17 protein-coding genes are annotated in these 18,715 nt (G+C 69.2%); all 17 read right to left on the bottom strand.

Going from position 1 to position 18,715, the window contains the following annotated elements:
* Nucleotides 1–44 precede the first annotated feature (44 nt).
* The gene (locus AC06E9_RS18315; RefSeq protein WP_478056564.1) at nt 45–3,380 is read right to left on the bottom strand and encodes an ankyrin repeat domain-containing protein; all 3,336 of its coding nucleotides are present in this window, start codon (nt 3,378–3,380) and stop codon (nt 45–47) included.
* The gene (locus AC06E9_RS18310; RefSeq protein WP_121040858.1) at nt 3,373–3,639 is read right to left on the bottom strand and encodes a YcgL domain-containing protein; all 267 of its coding nucleotides are present in this window, start codon (nt 3,637–3,639) and stop codon (nt 3,373–3,375) included. The genes AC06E9_RS18315 and AC06E9_RS18310 overlap by 8 nt, the downstream gene beginning before the upstream one ends.
* A gap of 260 nt (nt 3,640–3,899) precedes the next feature.
* Complete coding sequence (locus AC06E9_RS18305) at nt 3,900–4,337, bottom strand: excinuclease ATPase subunit (protein ID WP_121040861.1); 438 nt, start codon at nt 4,335–4,337, stop codon at nt 3,900–3,902.
* 74 nt (nt 4,338–4,411) lie between these two features.
* Nucleotides 4,412–5,653: a beta-ketoacyl-ACP synthase gene (locus AC06E9_RS18300; RefSeq protein WP_121040863.1), complete on the bottom strand. Its 1,242-nt coding sequence runs from the start codon at nt 5,651–5,653 to the stop codon at nt 4,412–4,414.
* Nucleotides 5,653–6,384: a 3-ketoacyl-ACP reductase FabG2 gene (locus AC06E9_RS18295; protein WP_121040865.1), complete on the bottom strand. Its 732-nt coding sequence runs from the start codon at nt 6,382–6,384 to the stop codon at nt 5,653–5,655. The genes AC06E9_RS18300 and AC06E9_RS18295 overlap by 1 nt, the downstream gene beginning before the upstream one ends.
* A complete protein-coding gene (locus AC06E9_RS18290; RefSeq protein ID WP_226956608.1) occupies nt 6,381–6,836 on the bottom strand; it encodes a hotdog family protein in 456 nt (151 codons plus the stop codon). The genes AC06E9_RS18295 and AC06E9_RS18290 overlap by 4 nt, the downstream gene beginning before the upstream one ends.
* Before the next feature lie 2 nt (nt 6,837–6,838).
* Nucleotides 6,839–8,026: a beta-ketoacyl-ACP synthase gene (locus AC06E9_RS18285; RefSeq protein ID WP_121040869.1), complete on the bottom strand. Its 1,188-nt coding sequence runs from the start codon at nt 8,024–8,026 to the stop codon at nt 6,839–6,841.
* Entirely contained in the window at nt 8,023–8,574 is a 552-nt protein-coding gene (locus AC06E9_RS18280; RefSeq protein ID WP_121040871.1) for a DUF3261 domain-containing protein, read from the bottom strand. Before AC06E9_RS18280 ends, AC06E9_RS18285 begins: the two co-directional genes overlap by 4 nt.
* Entirely contained in the window at nt 8,562–9,803 is a 1,242-nt protein-coding gene (locus AC06E9_RS18275; RefSeq protein WP_121040873.1) for an NAD(P)/FAD-dependent oxidoreductase, read from the bottom strand. Before AC06E9_RS18275 ends, AC06E9_RS18280 begins: the two co-directional genes overlap by 13 nt.
* Nucleotides 9,804–9,845: 42 nt before the next feature.
* On the bottom strand, nt 9,846–12,191 hold the full coding sequence (locus tag AC06E9_RS18270) for an MMPL family transporter (RefSeq protein WP_478056563.1): 2,346 nt from the start codon (nt 12,189–12,191) through the stop codon (nt 9,846–9,848).
* Nucleotides 12,184–12,804: a LolA family protein gene (locus tag AC06E9_RS18265; protein ID WP_121040877.1), complete on the bottom strand. Its 621-nt coding sequence runs from the start codon at nt 12,802–12,804 to the stop codon at nt 12,184–12,186. The genes AC06E9_RS18270 and AC06E9_RS18265 overlap by 8 nt, the downstream gene beginning before the upstream one ends.
* A complete protein-coding gene (locus AC06E9_RS18260) occupies nt 12,801–13,223 on the bottom strand; it encodes an acyl-CoA thioesterase (protein WP_121040879.1) in 423 nt (140 codons plus the stop codon). Before AC06E9_RS18260 ends, AC06E9_RS18265 begins: the two co-directional genes overlap by 4 nt.
* Nucleotides 13,210–14,766, bottom strand: coding sequence for an HAL/PAL/TAL family ammonia-lyase (locus AC06E9_RS18255; protein ID WP_478056562.1), 1,557 nt, complete (start codon nt 14,764–14,766; stop codon nt 13,210–13,212). Before AC06E9_RS18255 ends, AC06E9_RS18260 begins: the two co-directional genes overlap by 14 nt.
* Entirely contained in the window at nt 14,756–15,703 is a 948-nt protein-coding gene (locus tag AC06E9_RS18250; protein ID WP_121040883.1) for an LpxL/LpxP family acyltransferase, read from the bottom strand. Before AC06E9_RS18250 ends, AC06E9_RS18255 begins: the two co-directional genes overlap by 11 nt.
* Nucleotides 15,700–16,485 carry a glycosyltransferase family 2 protein gene (locus AC06E9_RS18245; protein WP_121040885.1) on the bottom strand — a complete coding sequence of 262 codons (786 nt, stop codon included), beginning with the start codon at nt 16,483–16,485 and terminating at the stop codon, nt 15,700–15,702. The genes AC06E9_RS18250 and AC06E9_RS18245 overlap by 4 nt, the downstream gene beginning before the upstream one ends.
* Complete coding sequence (locus AC06E9_RS18240) at nt 16,478–18,163, bottom strand: ApeI family dehydratase (protein ID WP_121040887.1); 1,686 nt, start codon at nt 18,161–18,163, stop codon at nt 16,478–16,480. Before AC06E9_RS18240 ends, AC06E9_RS18245 begins: the two co-directional genes overlap by 8 nt.
* Nucleotides 18,156–18,707: a COG4648 family protein gene (locus AC06E9_RS18235; RefSeq protein ID WP_152152108.1), complete on the bottom strand. Its 552-nt coding sequence runs from the start codon at nt 18,705–18,707 to the stop codon at nt 18,156–18,158. Before AC06E9_RS18235 ends, AC06E9_RS18240 begins: the two co-directional genes overlap by 8 nt.
* Nucleotides 18,708–18,715 lie beyond the last annotated feature (8 nt).

Below are 18,715 nucleotides of genomic sequence, written 5' to 3'. Positions count from 1 at the left end.
TCATTGAGCGCTGCCGGCCAGCGGCCGGCACTACCAGGCGGGGCTCAGCCGTTATCGCGCAGGAACCGGGCCATCGAAGACACGCCCGGCACCAGCGGTTCGAACTCCCCGGCGACGTCGATGAAGCCGCGCATCACCGCGATCTCGCGCGGGCTGCGGTTGAGCGCATCGCGCACGTCCGGGTCGGCGCCGGCACGCAGCAGGCGCTGTACCAGCAGCGGCAGGCCGTGCAGCGCCGCCAGATGCAGCGGACCGAAACCGCGCGGATCGCGCACCTCCAGCGAAACGTCTTCGTCGAGCAGGCGTTCCACCGCGGCGAGCACGATCTGCTCATCGCAGGCGGTACCCGGTTCGGCGCGTGCGCCAAGCAGCAGCAGCAGCGGCGTGACCGAGCCGGCGGCGGCCAGGTCCGGTTCGGCACCGGCCAGCAGCAGGGTGTCGAGCAGCGCCAGCAGTCGCGCCCGGTCGCGCGCACTGAAACCGTACAGCGCAGCGCAGTGCAACGGGCCAAGCTGCTGCGCATCGCCCGCGTGCACGTTGGCACCGGCGGTGAGCAGGCGCGAGACGATGTCGGGCAGGCCCAGCGCCGAGGCAAGCATCAGCACGGTGACGCCGCCCGGCAGGCGGTATTCCAGTTCGGCACCGGCATCGAGCAGGGCCGAGACGATATCGATCTGGCGCATGCTGACCGCCGCCGACAGGGGCGTCGCACCGCTGGCCGCGGCGTGCTGCGGATTCGCGCCACGGGTGAGCAGCAGGTCGACCACGGCCAGGTGCCCGCCCCCGGCGGCACGCAGCAGCGCGGTGCAGCCTTGGGCGTCGACCACATCAACGGCGAAACCGAGATCGATCAGGCGACGTACGGCATCGGCGTCACCGGCCATCGCGGCCGCCGGCAGGTCGCCGTCGCGCAGCGCGCGGCGCGGCAGCGGCCACACCCGCCAGTCCAGCCAGTCGGCCAGATCGCGGCGGCCGATCGACAGCGCCACGCCCAGCGGGGTCTGGCCGTCGGCGGCGCGGGCTTCGGGTGAGGCGCCCTGCTGCACCAGCAGCTTGATCGAGCCTTCGCGCGCGAGCGCGGTGGCCAGATGCAGGGCGGTCATGCCATGGCTGTCGCGTGCTTCACGGTCCACGCCTTGAGTGAGCAGGGCCTGCTGCAGCCGCAGCCAGCCCAGCCGCACGGCCAGCGACAGCGGCGGATCGCCGGCCGGCGATGGCGCGAACGGATCCGCGCCGCGCTCGAGCAGTTCAAGCGCAAGCTGTTCCAGCCCGCGCGAGGCGTGGTCGTGCTGGGCGCAGGCGCTCAGCAGGCGTGCCAGGCCACCGCGACCGGCCGGGGACAGGCCACGGCGCAGCAGCACCTGCAGCGCCGGCACCGCGTCGATGCCCCGCGCCAGCAGCGCGAACATCGGGGTATCACCGCAGGCATCCAGGACTTCCGGCGCCGCGCCGTGCGCGAGCAGCCAGTCCAGCGCCTGCGGATCCAGCGCCAGTTCGGCGTCGTGCAGCAGCGCACCCAGTTCCTCCGGCGCACACAGGCGGGCCAGCGCGGCCATGCCCTCCAGGTTGCCGAAGCTCAGCGCTTCGCGCAGGAGCTCCAGCGGTGGGCGATCCGGCAGCGAGGGCGAGGCCGCATCGCTGTCGCCGGACATCACCAGCCCGTCGCTGACCGCGGAAGGCAGCGGATAGGCGGGATCCAGCAGCGAGACGATCGCCCAGCGCCCGGCGCCAGCAGCGATATCCACCGCACGACGGCCCTGCGGATCGGCCACATCGACGGCGATGCCCAGGTCACGCAGACGACGGATCAGCAGCGGCGAGACGTTCTCGGCCATGCAGGCCAGCAGCACCGCGTTGCGGCCTTCGCCATCGACCGCATTGAGATCGGGGTGGTGCGGCAGCAGGTGTTCGACCACGCCGGCACGGCCACCCCGCGCGGCTTCCAGCCACGGGGTACGCGCCAGTGCGTCGCGGGCTTCCAGGTTGGCACCGGCAGCAAGCAGCACGTCGATGATGTCGACATGGCCGGCCAGCGCGGCTTCGTGCAGCGCGCTGCGGCGCTGGCGGTCGCGCGCATCGGCGCGGGCCTTGTGCTTGAGCAGCAGCTGCACACCGGCCGGATCGTCTTCTTCGGTGCCCGCAGCGGCAAGCAACACGGGCGTGCCCTCGGCCGGCTCGGTCTTGGCCCCGCGTTCCAGCAGGAACTTGGCCAGGCGCCAGTTGCCGACCTGGCAGGCCACGGCCAACGGTGACCAGCCATCGTCGTTCAGCGCATCCACTTCGGCGGCGGCATCGCGCAGCAATGCGGCGACGCCGGGATCGGAACTGCGCGCGGCGTGATGCAGGGGGGTGTTGCCTTCGCTGTCCACCGCACGCGGGTCGGCGCCGTTGGCGAGCAGGGTCATCACCGCCTCGGGGCGGCCGTGCCAGCTGTCGCGGGTGGCGGCCAGCAGCGGGGTCATACCGCGGTGCGGGGCGTTGACGCCGACGCCGCGGGCGATCAGTTCACGCAGCAGACGCAGGTCGGGCAGCACCGCGGCGAGCACGGCAAGGCTGCGCTGGTCGCGCCAGGCCGGATCGGGCAGCCCGTGCGGATCGGCGCCGGCCTGCAGCAGCTGCAGGGCGCGATCGACCCGGCCGCTGCGCGCGGCGTCATACAGCGCCGGCTGTTGTTCATGCAGGCCGATCGATTCGAGCGGCTTGGGCTCGGCGTAGGGCTCGGCAAAGGGCTCGTCGCGGTCACCGCGCGTCTCGGCCGGCATCGGCGCGCCCAGGGTCGTCGCCGGTGCGATCGCCTGCAGCAGCAGGTGCGCCAAGGGCGACAGCAGCACGACCGCGGCGGCGATCGGCCAATGCAGCGCGTCCGACACCAGGCCCGGCCACGCCGGCAGCACGACCAGCGCGCACACCAGCACCACCAGTGCGGCCACGGCCAACCCGCGCCAGGCGGTCAGGTCGCGCCCGGCCAGGGTCTGCCAATGGCGGGCCAGGCTACCTTCGCTGCGTTCCACGTGATTCCACAACGGCCAGGTCCGCCAGACCCCGAGCAGCGCGGCACTGACCGCCACGCTCAGGCCAAGCACGGCGGCCAGGCTGCCGCTGTCGTGCAGTGCGCTCAGCGGCCAGGCCACCAGCAGGGTCAGCAGCAGCGGGCCAAGCGACCACAGCGCCAGCAGCGCGGGCGCGTCATGGCGGACCACCTGGGGCAATGGCTGCAGCGGGCGCGTCCGGCGCCACCACGATACCGCCAGCGCGAACGCCGGCTGGGCCAGCGCGGCGCACACCGCACCGGGCACGCCACCGACGGCCGCGGCCAGGGCCAGCAGCACACCAAGCGCGGCCGCAGAGGCAACAGCGCGGGGGCGTTGGGATTCAGTCATTGCGTCGCGCGAACCGGACCGGCGCCAACGGGGGCGGCGGCAACTGCAGGTGGAATCCACGCTCGGTCAGGTTCTGGCGCACTTGTGCGGCATCGGCCTGGGCGAGGCGACGGTCGGGAGTCAGGGCCACTTCGAGAACGAACTGGAACGGCGCCAGCGAGGCCTTCACCGCGTCAGGGATGACCGAGAAGTCATCACGAACGGCGAGATAGACGAAGCTGTCCTGCTTGCGTTGGCTTTTATAGACGTAGGCTTGCATGCCGCAGGGCTTTGCCCAGGGTAGTGAATGACATTGATTGTGGAGGAAAGCTGGCACAGGTGAAAGCTGCGTGCACTGTCCCCTGTCGGTTTTCCGTCGCGCGACAGCATCAGGTTCATCAATGTCGCGATGTCGTTCAGCTGGGCGCCGCTGCAGTCTGCCCATACCGCCGTGATGAATGCGTGGCCGCGGCGGGTCTGTCGGTGCCCACGGTCGTCCCATTCCGCAGACCACCGCCCACAAGGCGGTGGTCTTTCGGCTTACTTCACCTTGGCGTAGGTGCCCTTCAGCGCCACGCCGGCCAGGATCGTGCCCGCATAGCATTCGTAGTTGGTGGTGCTCTTGAACTCGTTCTTCTTGTAGTAGCTGACGATGTCGACCACGGCGTTGGCGCCGCGCGACTTGGCGCCGTCCTGCAGCGCGCGCAGCGCCGACAGGGCCACCCAGCGGCAGGCTTCGGCGTCGCTCTTGTTGGCCGCGTTGGTCTTCTTGTTGGTGACATCCTCGCCCAGGCGCTGCAGCACACTGACGTTCTCGCCGGCCAGATAGAACTTCACGCTGCCGTCGATGCCCACATTGCGGGCTTCGGCGGAATTGACCAGCTCATGCAGCGACTGCTCCACGCGGGTATCGCGGGCCTGGGCGGTGCTGGCGACAGCCAGCAGGGCGGTGGCGGCCATCAGGGTAAAACGACGCATTCAACTTTCTCCTTGTTGGGGACGCGAGGGGTTTACGGAAACGGCCGGCCCGCACGGCAGGCCGGAAACAGCGGTCAGTCCTGCCAGCGGCGGAAGATCAACGAGGTGTTGATGCCACCGAAGGCGAAGTTGTTGCTCATGACGTGGTCGGTCTGCAATGCACGCCCTTCGCCGTCGATGTAGTCCAGCGCGCCGCAGCGCGGATCGACCTCGTGCAGGTTCAGGGTCGGGGCGAACCAGCCGTCGCGCATCATCTCGATGCTGAGCCAGGCCTCGAAGGCGCCGCAGGCCCCGAGCATGTGCCCGACGTAGCTCTTGAGCGAGCTGATCGGCATGCCCGGGCCGAACACCTGGTGGGTGGCCTGGGTTTCAGCGATGTCGCCGTGCTCGGTGGCGGTGCCGTGCGCGTTGACGTAGCCGATCCGATCGGCAGCCAGGTCAGCATCTTCCAGCGCCAGCCGCATCGCCTGGGCCATGGTGCCGGCGCTGGGCTGGGTGACGTGCTGGCCGTCGCTGTTGGTGCCGTAGCCGACCACTTCGGCCAGGATCGTGGCACCGCGTGCCTGTGCATGCTCCAGCTCTTCCAGGATCAGCGTGCAGGCGCCCTCGCCCAGCACCAGGCCATCGCGGTGCGCATCGAACGGGCTGGGCGTGGTCTGCGGCGCATCATTGCGCACGCTGGTGGCGAACAGGGTGTCGAACACCGCCGCGGCGGTGGCGTCGAGCTGCTCGGCACCGCCGGTGACCATCACCGTCTGCTTGCCGCTGCGGATCGCTTCATAGCCCGAACCCACGCCCTGGCTGCCCGAAGTACAGGCGCTGGAGGTGGTGTAGACGCGGCCGGACAAGCCGAAGAACACGCCGATGTTCACCGGCGAGGTGTGGCTCATCATCTTCAGGTAGGTGGTGGCGCTGATGCCTTCGGTGGTGTGCTCATGGAGCATGCGGCCGAACTCGGCGGTGGCCTCGTGGCTGCCCGAGGACGAGCCGTAGGCCACGCCGGCCATGCCACTGCGCAGCACCGGATGGCCGAGCAGACCGGCCGCCTCCAGCGCCAGCTCGGTGGCACGCACCGACATCACCGCCACCTTGCCCATGCTGCGGGTGGTCTTGCGGTTGTAGTTGGCGGGCAGTTCGAAATCTTCAGCCGGTGCAGCCAGGCGCGTGTTGAGGCCATCGAAGACCTCCCACTCGGGGATGTAGCGCACCGCATTGGTCCGCGCCTGCAGGCGCGCGCGGATGCTCGCCCAATCCTGCCCGAGCGGGCTGATGGCAGCGGCGCCGGTGACCACGACACGACGATCGGGGCGGGCCATCAGACCATGCCTCCGTTGACCGAAATCACCTGGCGGGTGATGTAGCCGGCCGATTCGGAGAGCAGGAAGGACACCGCCGCAGCGACCTCTTCTGGCTGGCCCAGGCGATTGGCGGGAATCAGCTTGAGCGCGTGCTCGACCACTTCTTCATTGACCATCTCGGTCTCGATCAGCCCGGGGGCCACGCAGTTGACGGTGATCGCGCGGCTGGCCAGCTCCAGCGCCAGCGCCTTGGTGGCACCGATGATGCCGGCCTTGGCCGCACTGTAGTTGGTCTGGCCGCGGTTGCCGACCAGGCCGGACACCGAGGACAAGGTCACGATGCGGCCCGGTTTGCGCCGGCGCACCAGCGGCATCACCAGGGGGTGCAGCACGTTGTAGAAGCTGTCCAGGTTGGTGTGGATGACCGCATCCCAATCCTCGGCCGGCATCGCCGGGAAGGCGCCGTCGCGGGCGATGCCGGCGTTGCAGACCACCCCGTAATACGTACCGTGCTCGGCGATGTCCGCTTCCAGCGCAGTGCGCGCGGCATCGCGGTCGCTCACGTCGAACATCAGCACCCGGGCCTGCCGGCCCAGCGCCTGGATCTCGGTCACCACAGCCTGCGCGTCTTCGATGCGGCTGCGGCAATGCACCACCACGTCGAAGCCGTCGCGCGCGCAACGCAGCGCCACGGCACGGCCGATGCCACGGCTGGCGCCGGTCACCAGCACGGTCAAATTCCCTGTCATGCCTCTCCACTCTCCAGATAAGCCGCTGCATCCGTAGGTTGGAACACGGAAACGTTGGCAACTGCCACTTCGATATCGCCCGCCAGGATCCGGCAGGCGAACATGCCAAGGCCATTCTCGCCCAACAGCTCGCAGTTCGCCTCCACCCGCAGGCAGCTGCCGGCGGCAAAGTACGGCTGGTGGGCGGTGTAACGACGGCTGCCGAGCAGGAAGCCGATCGAGGGTTCCGCACCGGTCTGCCAGGCGCGGCACCCAGCCCAGGCGGCGATCGCCTGGGCCATGTATTCGACCCCGACCCAGGCGGGCACGCCGTCGGGGGTGCAGAACAGGCCCTGCGTCGGGACGTCCACCTCGACCGCGATGGACTCGTCCTGCCAGGCCACGACGCGGTGGATCAGGCGCATGCTGTCGCGGTGCGGAAGCACGGCGTTGATGTCGGGGGGCAGCGGCATGCTCATCCCTTGGCCAGTGCCAGCACGGCATTGCTGCCGCCGAAGGCGAATGAGTGACTGAGCACGTGCTGCAGCGGCTGCGCGGCACGCGTCCCCGGCGCCACCAGCGCCAGTGCCGGCAACGCGTCATCGGCCTGCCCATCCCACCAGTGGGTGGGCAACTGCTGGTCGGGGTTGTCGGCCAGTGTCATCCAGCACAGGGCCGCTTCGATCGCGCCGGACGCACCCAGCGTGTGCCCAGTCAGCGGCTTGGTCGAGCTGGCCGGCACCTGCGTGCCGAGCACAGCGGCGACCGCCTGGCTTTCCATCGCATCGTTGTGGCCGGTGGCGGTGCCGTGCAGGTTCACGTAGTCGATCTGCGCGGCCGTCAGGCCGGCCCGTTCCAGCGCCTGCTGCATCGCATCGATCGCCCCGCGTGCCTGCGGATCCGGCGCGGACATGTGGTGCGCATCGGAGGATTCCCCCCAGCCGGAGAGCCGCACCGGGCCCGGCTCACGGGTCATCAGGAACAGCGCCGCGCCTTCGCCGATGTTGATGCCGTTGCGGTTGACGGAGAACGGATTGCAGCGCGCCGCCGAGACCGACTCCAATGCGCTGAAACCCGCCACGGTGAACCGGCACATCGAATCGGCGCCACCGGCCACTACGGCATCGACCGCGCCGGCCTGCAGCAGGCGCGCGGCCGACATCAGCGCCTTGGCGCTGGACGAACAGGCGGTGGAGATCGTCCACGCCGGGCCGGTGCTGCCGATCCGCTCGCGCACGAAGCGCGCGGCGGTGCCCATTTCCTGCTGGGCGTAATGGAAATCGGCCGGCCACACGCCGTCGCGGTGATGCGTACGCAGTGCGTTCTCCGATTCGCCGATGCCCGAGGTGCTGGTGCCGATGATCACCGCCACACGCGCGGCACCAAAGCGCGCCACCGCAGCAGCCACGCCCGCGCGGATCTGCTCCAGCGCCGCGTCCAGCAGGCCGTTGTTACGGCCACGCAGGGCCACCGGCAGGGCGGACAGGTCCGACAGCGGCGCATGCACTTCGCCGAGCGCCAGCGTGCGCCCGGGGAGGATCGCAGCGTTGTCGCGCAGGCCACCCGGCTGCGCCGCGAACAGGCCGTCGCGCACCTGGGCGCGGTCGGCACCCAGCGCGCAGATCACGCCCAGCTCGTTCAGATAGACCGCGCTGCTGCTCACTCTTGGCCCTGCCCCATGTCCATCGATTCGATCACCAGTTCATAGCCCTCGGCCAGGTTGCGCAGGCGCACGCGGCCATCGGGCAGCGTGTCGCGCACCAGCCAAGGCGTGCCGCCCTGCACCAGGCTGCGCACGCCATCGGTCTCCTGCAGGGTCCAGCCGGCGGGCAGCGCGGCGCGGATCGCCGCCGCCGGCCACAACGCGAACTGCAGGTCGTCCAGCACGCGTTCGCCGCGCACCTGCGGTGGCAGCCATGGCGCGCGCGTCTGCTCCAGGTGCTGCCCGTCCCAGACCATGCGCACGCCGGTCTGGCCCATCGCCTGCACGGCCAGCCGCACCTGCTCGGCGTCCACTTCCAGCAGCGCATCCAGCTCGCGCGCGTGGCTGCCGAAGCGGAACTGCAGGCGCTGCTGCAGCTGCACCGGCTGCGGCAATGCCGATGGCGCCAGCTGCAGCGTGGGCAGCTGCACCAGCGGTGTGGGCATGCGGGTGCTGGCACACGCGGCCAGCAGCAGGCTCAGCAACAGGGTCAGGATCAGGCGCTGCACAGTTCCTCCAGCACGCGCAGGCGCCGGCCCGTGGCATCGGCGACATACGGGTTCTGCGTATCCCAGGCGTAGCCGGCCAGGATCGAGGAGATCATGCGCCGCACCTCCGGCTGCGGATCGGGATGGTAGATGATCTTCTGGAAGCCACCGGCGTACCAGGCTTCGACAAAACGACGGAAGGTCTTCACCCCGGCACGCAGCGGCACCGAGAACGCCTGCTCCCAATCGACCGTCTCACCGGCATGCTCGCGCGCCAGGCACGCGCTGGCCAGCTGCGCCGACTTGAAGGCAATCGTCACGCCCGAGGAGAACACCGGGTCCAGGAACTCGCCGGCATTGCCCAGCAGCGCATAGCCCTCACCCCACAAGGAGGAGACGTTGGCCGAATACCCGGTGATGGTGCGCACCGGCAGCACCGCCCATTCGGCGTTCCTGAGCAGGCGGGTCAGGTTCGGGTCTTCGCCGACGATGGCCTGCAGCTTCTCCAGATCGGTACCGGCGTAGCGCTCGAAGAAGCTCGGCTCGGCGACCACGCCCAGCGAACAGCAGCCGTTGGAGAACGGAATCGTCCAGTACCACACGTCCACGTGCTCAGGATGGGTGGTGATCAGGATCTTGTTGCGGTCAAACCCCGCGCCGGCCGGAATGTGGTCGCGCACGTGGCAGAAGATCGCGCCGCGCACCGGGAAGTTCGACGGCGACTCCAGTTTCAGCAGGCGCGGCAGCAGCCGGGCGAAACCACTGGCGTCGAGGATGAAACCGGCCTCGATGGTGTATTCGCTGCCATCCGGGCGGCGCACCTGCACCTGTGCCGGGCGGCCAGGCTGTACCGAGAGCACTTCATCGCCGAAGCGCAGCGTGGCGCCCATGCGCTCGGCACCGCGCGCCAGCACATCATCGAAGTCGGCGCGCTGCACCTGGTAGGTGGTGCCCCAGCCCGGCGAGAACTTGTCGCGGAAATCGAACTCGGTGGTCGCTTCGCCGCGCACGAACGCGGCACCGTTCTTGTACTGGAACCCGGCCTGCACCACGTCCTGCAGCAGCCCGGCGGCCTCGATGTACTCCATGCTCTGCGGCAGCAGGCTCTCGCCGATCGAGAACCGCGGGAACTGCTGGCGCTCCAGGATCAGCACCTGGCGGCCCTGCTGGCGCAGCATCGCAGCGGCCACGGAACCGGCCGGACCGGCGCCGATGACCAGGATTTCAGTACGTTCCACGTGCGGATTCATCGGTACATCCTTGATCAGATCAGGTGAGGAAAACGCGGTCGCTCAGTGTGGGGCGTCGTGCGGCGGGGGGCGGAACAGCGGCGAAATCAGCCAGACCAGGCCGATGCCGAACAGCAGGGTCAAGCCGAACGCGCGCAGCGCCGGCGTGGCCGACAGCCCGAGCAGGCCGAACGACAGCCAGGTGCTGGCCGCGCCAACGCACACGGCCAACCAGGCACTGGCATCGCCGCGGTGCTCGATCAGGAAGATCCCGTAGTCGATGCCCATGCCAAGCAGCAGCATGAGCGCGAGCACGTTGAACAGCTGCAGCGGTTGCCCGAACAGGCCCAGCAGGGCCAGCGTCAGCGCACCGGCAACCAGGGTCGGGGCGAGCACGCGCCAGGCCTGCCCGCGGTAGCGCCAGTACAGCACCGCGAACACCAGCGCGATACCGATCAGCAGCAGGCCGCTCATCAGCTTGCGGTAGTGCTTGAGCAACTGCGAGAAATCGGCGGTACGGTCGACCCAGCGCACACCATCGATGCCCTTGGCCTGTGCTTCCAGCAGGGCCAGTGCATCGGCGCGGGAGAGGTCATCGACCATCACCACCGACGCCACGCCCTGCCCGACCGTGCCCAGCCACAGGTGGCGGAACGGCATCGCCGCCGGCGATGCGAGGAAGGCTTCGGCCTGCAGATCCTGCGCGGCATAGGCGGGGCGCAGCAGCGGCTCACCCACGGCCTCACCGACCTGGGCCAGCACCTGCGGCTCGACCTTGGCCGTCAGCGCGGCATCGGCCTGCTGGCGCTTCTGCGAAGGCAGCCAATCGCTGATCGCACGGTAGCCGCCGATCTGCTTGTCTGCTTCCAGCACGCGCAGGCGGTCGATCAGCGCTTCTTCGCGCTCGAGCACCTGCTCGGCGGTGTCACCCTGGACCAGATAGAACTGCGCCGGGCTGGGCATGCCCAGCATCTGGCTGATGCGGATCTGCTGGGCGATCAGCTCCGGTGGCGAGGACTGCAGGCTGCGCAGGTCGTCGTTGGTCTGCAGGCGCGCGATGCCGATCGCCGACAGCAACGTCACCACGCCCAGGAACATCGCCGCCTTGCGCCCATGCAGGCGCGGCCAGCGCTCCAGCGTGGCGCCGAGCCAGCGGGCAAAGCCGGTGCGACGGATTTCGCCGCCATCCAGCCACGGGAACCAGAAGATCACGGTCAGGAACGCGGCCGCCAGGCCCACCACCGAGAACAGCGCCATCTGGCGCAGCCCCGGGAACGGGGCCAGGCCCAGCGCGAGATACGCCAGCGCGCTGGTCAGCAACGCCAGACACAGGCCCGGCAGCAGATGCCGCAGCAGTTTCCAGCGACGGTCGGCCGGCTCGGCCTGGCGCGAGGCGAACCAGTGGATGCCGTAGTCCTCGGCAACACCGACCAGTGACGCACCAAACACCAACGTGAGCACGTGCACCTTGCCGAACGCCAGCACCGTCACCGCCAGCGCGACACCGCAGCCGATCAGCAGCGAGGCGGCCACCAGCAGGATCGGGCGCAGCGAGCGGAATGCCAGCCACACCAGCAGCAGCACCGCGACCAGCGAGCCCCAGCCGATCGTGTTGATTTCCCAGTTGGCCTGCACCGCAGCGGCCTCGGCATGCAGCGGCACACCGGCACGCAGCACCTCCAGCCCCGGCGCCTGCCTGGCGGCGGCCTCGGCGGCGGTATCCAGCAGCAGATCGATATGGCGCTCGCCATCGAGCTGGAACGCCGAGCCGACTGTGTCGTACTGCACGATCGACCAGTGCTTGCCATCGGCCTCCAGCAGGCCGTCGTCGCCCATCTGCAGGCCCGAGCCCAGCGCGCGTTCCTGCCACCACTGCGGCCACAGCGACAGCGGATCCTGGCGCCACTCGGTCAGGCGCGGTGCGCCCATCGGGCCGTACAGCGCCGCCAGCGCCGACTCGGCCAGGCCCTGGGTGGGTTCGTTCTGCAGCCGCTCGCGCTGTGCGCTGGTCAGCAGGCGATCGCGATACGGTGCGTAAAACGCACGGGCCTGATCGAACCAGCCCTCGATCGAGCCGCTCTCCTGGAGCAGGGCCTTGCCGTCGGCGCTGTCGCGCAGGGTGGCGCGGAAGGTCGCCTCGGCCGCCTTGGTCTGCGCGGCATCGGTGCTGCCCAGCAGCACCACGATCTGGCGCGCATTGGCATCGGCGATGCGCCGGGTGACATCGGACAACAGACGGTCATGCGCGTCCTGCGGCAACAGCGCGAGGATGTCGGTGTCGATCCGCGATTCGCTCTTCCACAGCTGCCACTGCTGCACGCCCAGGCCGACCAGCACCAGCAACCAGGCGATGGCCAGCCAGCGCCAGATGCGCTGCAGTCGGCCGTTCGAGGTCAGCACGTCATTCAAACCTGCGACCCTCGTCGGTGCTGAGCGTGGCCGGCGTATCGCTCATGCCGGCAAACTGGATGCGGGTGACATCCTGGTTGGCCTCGTTGATCTGGACCTCGCGCACGTAACGGTCGCCGCTCAGGGTGAGCTGCGCGAACACCTTGCCGAGCATCGCCGAGCGCGGGGTCAGCTGCATTTTCCAGGCGTTGCCGGGCAGCACCTCGACCTTGACCGTGAACTGCGCCGAGAGCGCCTGCGCATCGCCACTCATCAGTGCGAACATGATCGCGTTGACCGAGCGCATCGCCGGTTGCTGACGGCCATCCAGTTCGACCCGGCTGCTGCCATCGCTTTGCCGGCTGAGGATGCGGTCCCGGGTGACCACCACCTCGGACGGGAACGGCTTGAGCGTGGTCCAGATCACGCCGTGATCCTGGGCCAGCACGAAGCGGCCCTGCGAGCGAAGCGGGTTCTTGAAGCCGGCGACCTGCTTCTCCTGGGAGAACTCGCCACGCAGCACGTCGACCTTGGCTACGCGTTGTTTGACGGCCTCCACATCGGTGGCGGCAAGCGCCGGGGCGACCATGGCCAGCATCACCAGCACGCACAGCGTGCGCAGGAAACGGTTCATTGCGGTTGCACTCCCAGACGCTCCCACAGCACCGGCGGGCACAGGTAGAGCATTTCATTGGTGGCCGCGTCGACCGCGACCTGGATGGTGTGGGCGCGGGTCAGCGTGGTACCGCTGTCCGCATCCAGGATGTCGTAGGCGATCTTCAGGCGGTTTTCCCACTCGGTGATCGTGGCGCGCACGCGCAGCGCCTGGCCGTACAGCAGCGGCCGGATGTACTTCACCCGCGCATCAACCACCGGCCACAGGTAGCCGGAATCACGCATCTGCGGATAGTCATAATCGTGGCGCTGCAGCAGTGCGCAGCGCGCGATCTCGAAATACTTGAAGTAATTGCCGTGCCAGACCACTTCCATGGCGTCGCAGTCATGGAAGGCCGGCGACAGCGTTACCTCGAAGCTCAGATCAGGCGTCGACATACAACTCCCAGCGCTGTGCGCGGATGTCATCCAGCAGGGCGCGCAGCTCGCCATCCAGCGCGCGGTCTTCCTCGATCAGGGCAATGCGCTCGGACAGGTCCTGGTACATCGCAGCCAGATCGCCGTGCAACGTCGCCTTCATGCCGACGCGCTCGCGCAGCGCCACGCCCTGGCGGGCAGTGATCAGCAGCGCGGCGACGACCTGTTCGGTCAGTTCGATCACGCGCAGGCAATCGCGCGCGGCGATGGTGCCCATGCTGACCTTGTCCTGGTTGTGGCATTCGGTGGACCGCGAGAACACCGAGGCCGGCATGGTCTGCTTGAGCGCTTCGGCGGTCCAGGCCGACACGCTGATCTGCAGCGCCTTCAGGCCATGATTGATCGCTGCACGCTCACCGGTGGCGGCCGACAGATTGGCCGGCAGGCCGTGGTTGAAGCGCGCGTCCACCACCAGCGCCATCTGCCGGTCGAGCAGATCGGCCAGGTTGGCAATGGTGTTCTTCAGGGCATCCATCGCAAAGGCGATGTGGCCGCCATAGAAGTGCCCGCCATGCAGGATGCGCTCGCCCTCGACGTCGATCAGCGGGTTGTCGTTGGCGCTGTTGAGTTCGGTTTCGATCAGCTGGCGGAAGAACGGCAACGCGTCCTGCACCACGCCGATCACATGCGGCGCGCAGCGCAGCGAGTAACGGTCCTGCAGGCGCTGTTCGTTGCGCGGCGGGCGGTCGCTGTGCAGGTCCTGGCGCAGGCGCGCGGCGATCTGCATCTGGCCCGGGTGCGGCTTGGCGGCAAACAGCATCTCATCGAAGTGGTGTGCGTTGCCGTCGCTGGCCAGCACGTTGAACGCGGTCAGGCGCGTGGCGAGCCTGGTCAGGTAGTCGGCGCGGTCATACGCCAGGCAGGCCAGCGCCGTCATCACGGCGGTGCCGTTCATGATCGCCAGGCCTTCCTTGGGGCGCAGCCGCAGCGGGGCCATGCCAATCTCGGCCAGCACCTCGGCGGCCGGGCGGCGCGCCCCCTGGTACATCACCTCGCGCTCGCCGCACAGCACCGCGGCCACGTAGGACAGCGGGGTCAGATCGCCACTGGCACCGACCGAACCCTCGACCGGAATCAGCGGCAGCACGTCGTGGCGCAGCAGGGTGGCCAGGCCCTGCAGCAGCGGGTGGCTGACGCCGGACATGCCACGCACCAGCGAGGCCAGGCGTGCAGCGATCACCGCGCGGGTCTCCTGCGGATCCAGGAAACGGCCCAGGCCACAACCGTGGTAGGTGAACAGGTGATGCGGCAGCTCGGCCACCAGCGCCGGCGGAATGTTCACCGTGCACGAATCGCCGTAGCCGGTGGTCACCCCGTAGATGACACCATCTTCGCGCAGCAGGCGATCAAGGAAATCCGCGCCGCGCTGGATATGCGAGGTGAATGCCGCATCGTCGGTGACGACGGCCTGTGCCTGCCGCTGCGAGAGCGCGACCACGTCTTCGATGGTCAGCGGCGCATCGCCGAAGCGGACGGAGGGTGTCTGATCGGCCTTACTTGCCATGCGATGCCTGATCCCAGAAGGGGAAGAAATTGAACCAGTCCAAGGGTGCCTGGGTGACCTGAACTTCCAGCCACCGGGCGAAATCTTCAGCCTGCGCAGTCAGCGCGGCGTCACGCGAACCGCGCGGCAATACGATGCGCTCGGTGAAGTGCTCAAAACGCACGCGGTAGCCTGCGCCGTGGTGCAGGCAGGCCATGGTGTAGACCGGGCACGCCAGCGCCGCAGCCAGCACGTAGGCGCCGATCGGGAACTGCGCGGTGTGGCCGAGGAACGAAGCCGGTACCGTGCGACCGCCGCGCAGCGGCACGCGATCGCCGACGATGGCCACGAAGCCACCCGCCTCGACCCGGCGCTGCAGCTCGACCGCGGTGGCCGGGCCCATGTCCGTGACCTGCAGCAGTTCCACCGAGGCCAGCGGATCGAGCCGCTGCATCAGCCGGTTGAAACGCTGCGCGTGCGCGGTGTGCACCAGCACGGTGATGTGGAAGCCGGGCACCTGCTCAGCCAGCACCTGGCACAACTCCAGGCACCCGATGTGCGCGGTGAGGATCAGGCCGCCTTCACGGCGCGCGATCTTGTCCAGCACCAGGTCGCGCTGCAGATAGATGCGCTCGGGTGGGTAGCGACCGCCCAGGCCCAGCAGCTTGTCGAGCATGGTGTCGGCAAACAGCGCGAAGTGCTTCAGGCTCTGCCAGCGGCCCGGCGGTGCGGAAAACACGCCGGTATGCGCCTGTAGACGCTGCAGGTACTGCAGCGAGGATTGGCGTGCAACCCGGTTGGTCAACCAGTGGCAGAGCACCACCGGGTAGACGCACAGGCGGAACGGCCAGCGCCCGAACCAGCGGTGCACCCAGCACAGAAACAGCACGCCGGCGGCCGAGGTCGACTCGCCGATGTCGGCCCAGTGCGGCGCGCTCTCAGGTGCAGGCGTGGTCATGCGCGAGGACCTGCGATGCGCTGCCACAGCAGCCGCGGCGCGCGCCACAGCATCCCGAAGAACAGGCGCGCGTGCATGCGGCTGATGCGCACGTTGTCGCGCCACACATCGAAGTGCGAGACGCCATCGCTGGGATAGGTCACCGCGGTCGGCACATTGATCACCTTCACCCCACGCCAGAACAGCCGCACCAGGATCTCACTGTCGAAATCCATGCGCCGGCCGATGGTTTCCTCACCGATCAGGCGCGTCACCGGTGCCAGCGGATACAGGCGGAAGCCGCACATCGAATCGCGGATCTGCAGCGACAGCGTGTTGATCCAGACCCAGATGTGCGTGGCATAGCGGCCGTACAGGCGCGCCTTGGGCACGCTGGCATCGTAGGCGGGCGTGCCACAGATCACCGCCTCCGGCTGCGCCTGCGACAGCGCGACGAAGCGCGGGATATCGCCGGTGTCGTGCTGGCCATCGGCATCGATCTGCAGCACATGGCTGTAGTCCAGACGCGCGGCCTCGGCGAACCCGTCCAGCATCGCGCCGCCCTTGCCCTGGTTGACCGCCAGCCGCAGCAGCGTCACCTGCGGTGCGTGCGCGCGCGCCAGGGCATCGAGCACCTGCGCGCAGTCCAGATGCGAACCATCGTCCACCAGCAGGCATGGCAGGCCACTGGCCAGCACGCCCTGCACCACCGCGCCGATCGCGTGCGCGTGGTCGTAGACCGGAATCACCACCAACGGGGCGAAGGCAGGCCTGCTCATGCCACTGCCCGTGTCATCACGCATCGCCGAACACCACCCGGCCGCTGGCATGCACGCCATGGTCGGAGACATAGCGGAAGCTCATTGCCGATTTCGCCGCATCCCAGCCCAGACTCAACTGCAGGCAGTCGCCGGGGCGCGCCACATGCTGGAACTTCACCGCGTCCATCCGTACGAACCGCGGCGGCATCGTGAAGGCGCTGCGGCCGTAGTGGATCGCCCAGTCCAGCTGAACCACGCCGGGCAGGATCTTCGCCTGCGGGAAATGCCCGTCGAACGCTACCAGGTCAGGATCCAGAACAAACTGCAGCGACGCGATGGTGTCATCGCGCTGCTGCCACTCGGCCGTCGGCATCAACGGGCGGAACAGCGCCGCCAGTGCCGCGGCGGTGACCTTGCCCTGCGCGTTGACGGGGAGGTCGTCGATGAAGCGCCAGCGGCGCGGCCGGGTCACGGCGTCATGGCTGCGGGCCAGATGCGCGCTGAGCTGCTGCGCCTGGCGGCGGCGCTCGGCGTCGTCCCACTGCGCGACCCCGGTCGCCTGCGGCACCACCACGGCGGCCAGTTGCTCGCGCGCGCCCGGCAGCACCAGCACGCGCACGTCCTGCACCGCCGGGTGCGCACGCAGCTGCTGCTCCAGGGCATCCAGCGAGACGCGGCGCTCTTCGATCTTGACGATGCGATCGGCGCGCCCGAGCAGGCGGAAGCTGTGGCCGTCGTCGGCCACGGCACGGTCCTGGGTCAGCCACCAGTCCTCGCTCGCCAGGTGCGGCGAGCGGACCGCCAGGCAGCCCTCGTCGATCCGCCAGGCGACGCCGGGCAACGGATGCCACTGCGGCCGCGCTGCACTCCAGCGCCGCCACGCAACGCCACCGGTCTCGCTGCTGCCGAAGACTTCAGTCGGGGCCACGCCCATCAAGGCGCGCACCTGCAGCGCCGCCTCGGTCGGCAACGGACCCCCAGAGGAGAACACCGCGCGCAGCTGACCGTCCAGCGAGGACCAGTCCAGCTGCTCGGGCAGGCGTTTGAGATGGGCCGGGGTGGCCACCAGCACTGATGGCTGGCCGCCCAGCGCGCTGATCAGGTCTTCGTGGAAGAACCGGCGCGGCTGGATCGCGCGCCCGGCCACCAGCGGCCACAGCACCCGGAACAGCAGCCCGTAGATGTGCTGGTGGGAGACCGTGCCCTGCACCTGCGCACCGTCGAGCTGCTCGCCGAAGGCGGCCTGCAGCGCATCCACCTCGCGGGTCAGCTGGCGCATGCGTTTGACGATGGCGCTCGGCGCGCCGGTGCTGCCGGAGGTGAACACCACCAGCTCCAGCACCGCTTCGTCCAACGGCTGCAGCACCTGATCCGGATCGGCCGCCGCATCGGGCTGCAGCGGCGCATACCGGGCCGGCACGTCGCCGGCGAACCCGGCCACGCACGGGCTCAGCCCTTCCAGCGTGGCCGGCAGGTTGTCGCCGCCCAGGAACACCCGCTTGCCGGCATGCCAGGCACCCAGCAGAGCGGCGGCGAAGCTCAGCGTGTCATCGAAATACAGGGCCCAGTCGGTGCCGGGCGCACGCGCGAACGCCTGCTGCCAGCCGAGCACCTGCGCGCGGAACTGCGGGTGCTCCACCACGGTGTCGCCGGCGATGCCGACGATGCGGCCCGGCCGCGGGGCCAGCGCCAGCCGGTCCAGTGCGATCCACTCAGCCATGGGCATGCGCCGCCTTGACCCGTCGCCGGACCAGCCATTCCCCGCCAAACAGAGCCCCCATCATCACGTACGCCAACACTCCGTTGTAGAACGCCCACACTTGGTTGGACGCCCACAGCGCCGTGGCCAGGGCCAGACTTCCGTTGAGAACAAAGAACCCGCACCAGATCCAGGTCACGCGGCGGGTGTAGATCACGGCGAACGGCGGCAGATCCGGCTCGCTCAGCCGCGCCAGGCGCTCCACGGCACTCGGCCCGAAGCGCAGGCTGGTGGCGAAGATCACCAGCATCACCGCGTTCACCAGCGCCGGGTACAGCTTCAGCGGCAGCGCCTCGTTGAAGGCCGTGGCCACCAGGGCGAGTACACCGGTGCCGAGTGCGGCCACCCACCACACCGCCTGGCGGGTGGTCAGCGCGCGCAGCGCGGCCAGGGTGAACAGCAGCAGCGACAACCAGCGCGGCTCGAACCGGCCCAGCGACAGGTAGACCACCAGCGGGTATGCCAGCGACAGCAACGCAAACGCCGCGACGCGTACCCGGACCATGGTCAGTC

Source organism: Stenotrophomonas sp. Steno-Z10-BAI, assembly GCF_056393115.1.
Note: the sequence above shows the minus strand (reverse complement) of the source record. Positions and strands in the feature narration are given on the sequence as shown.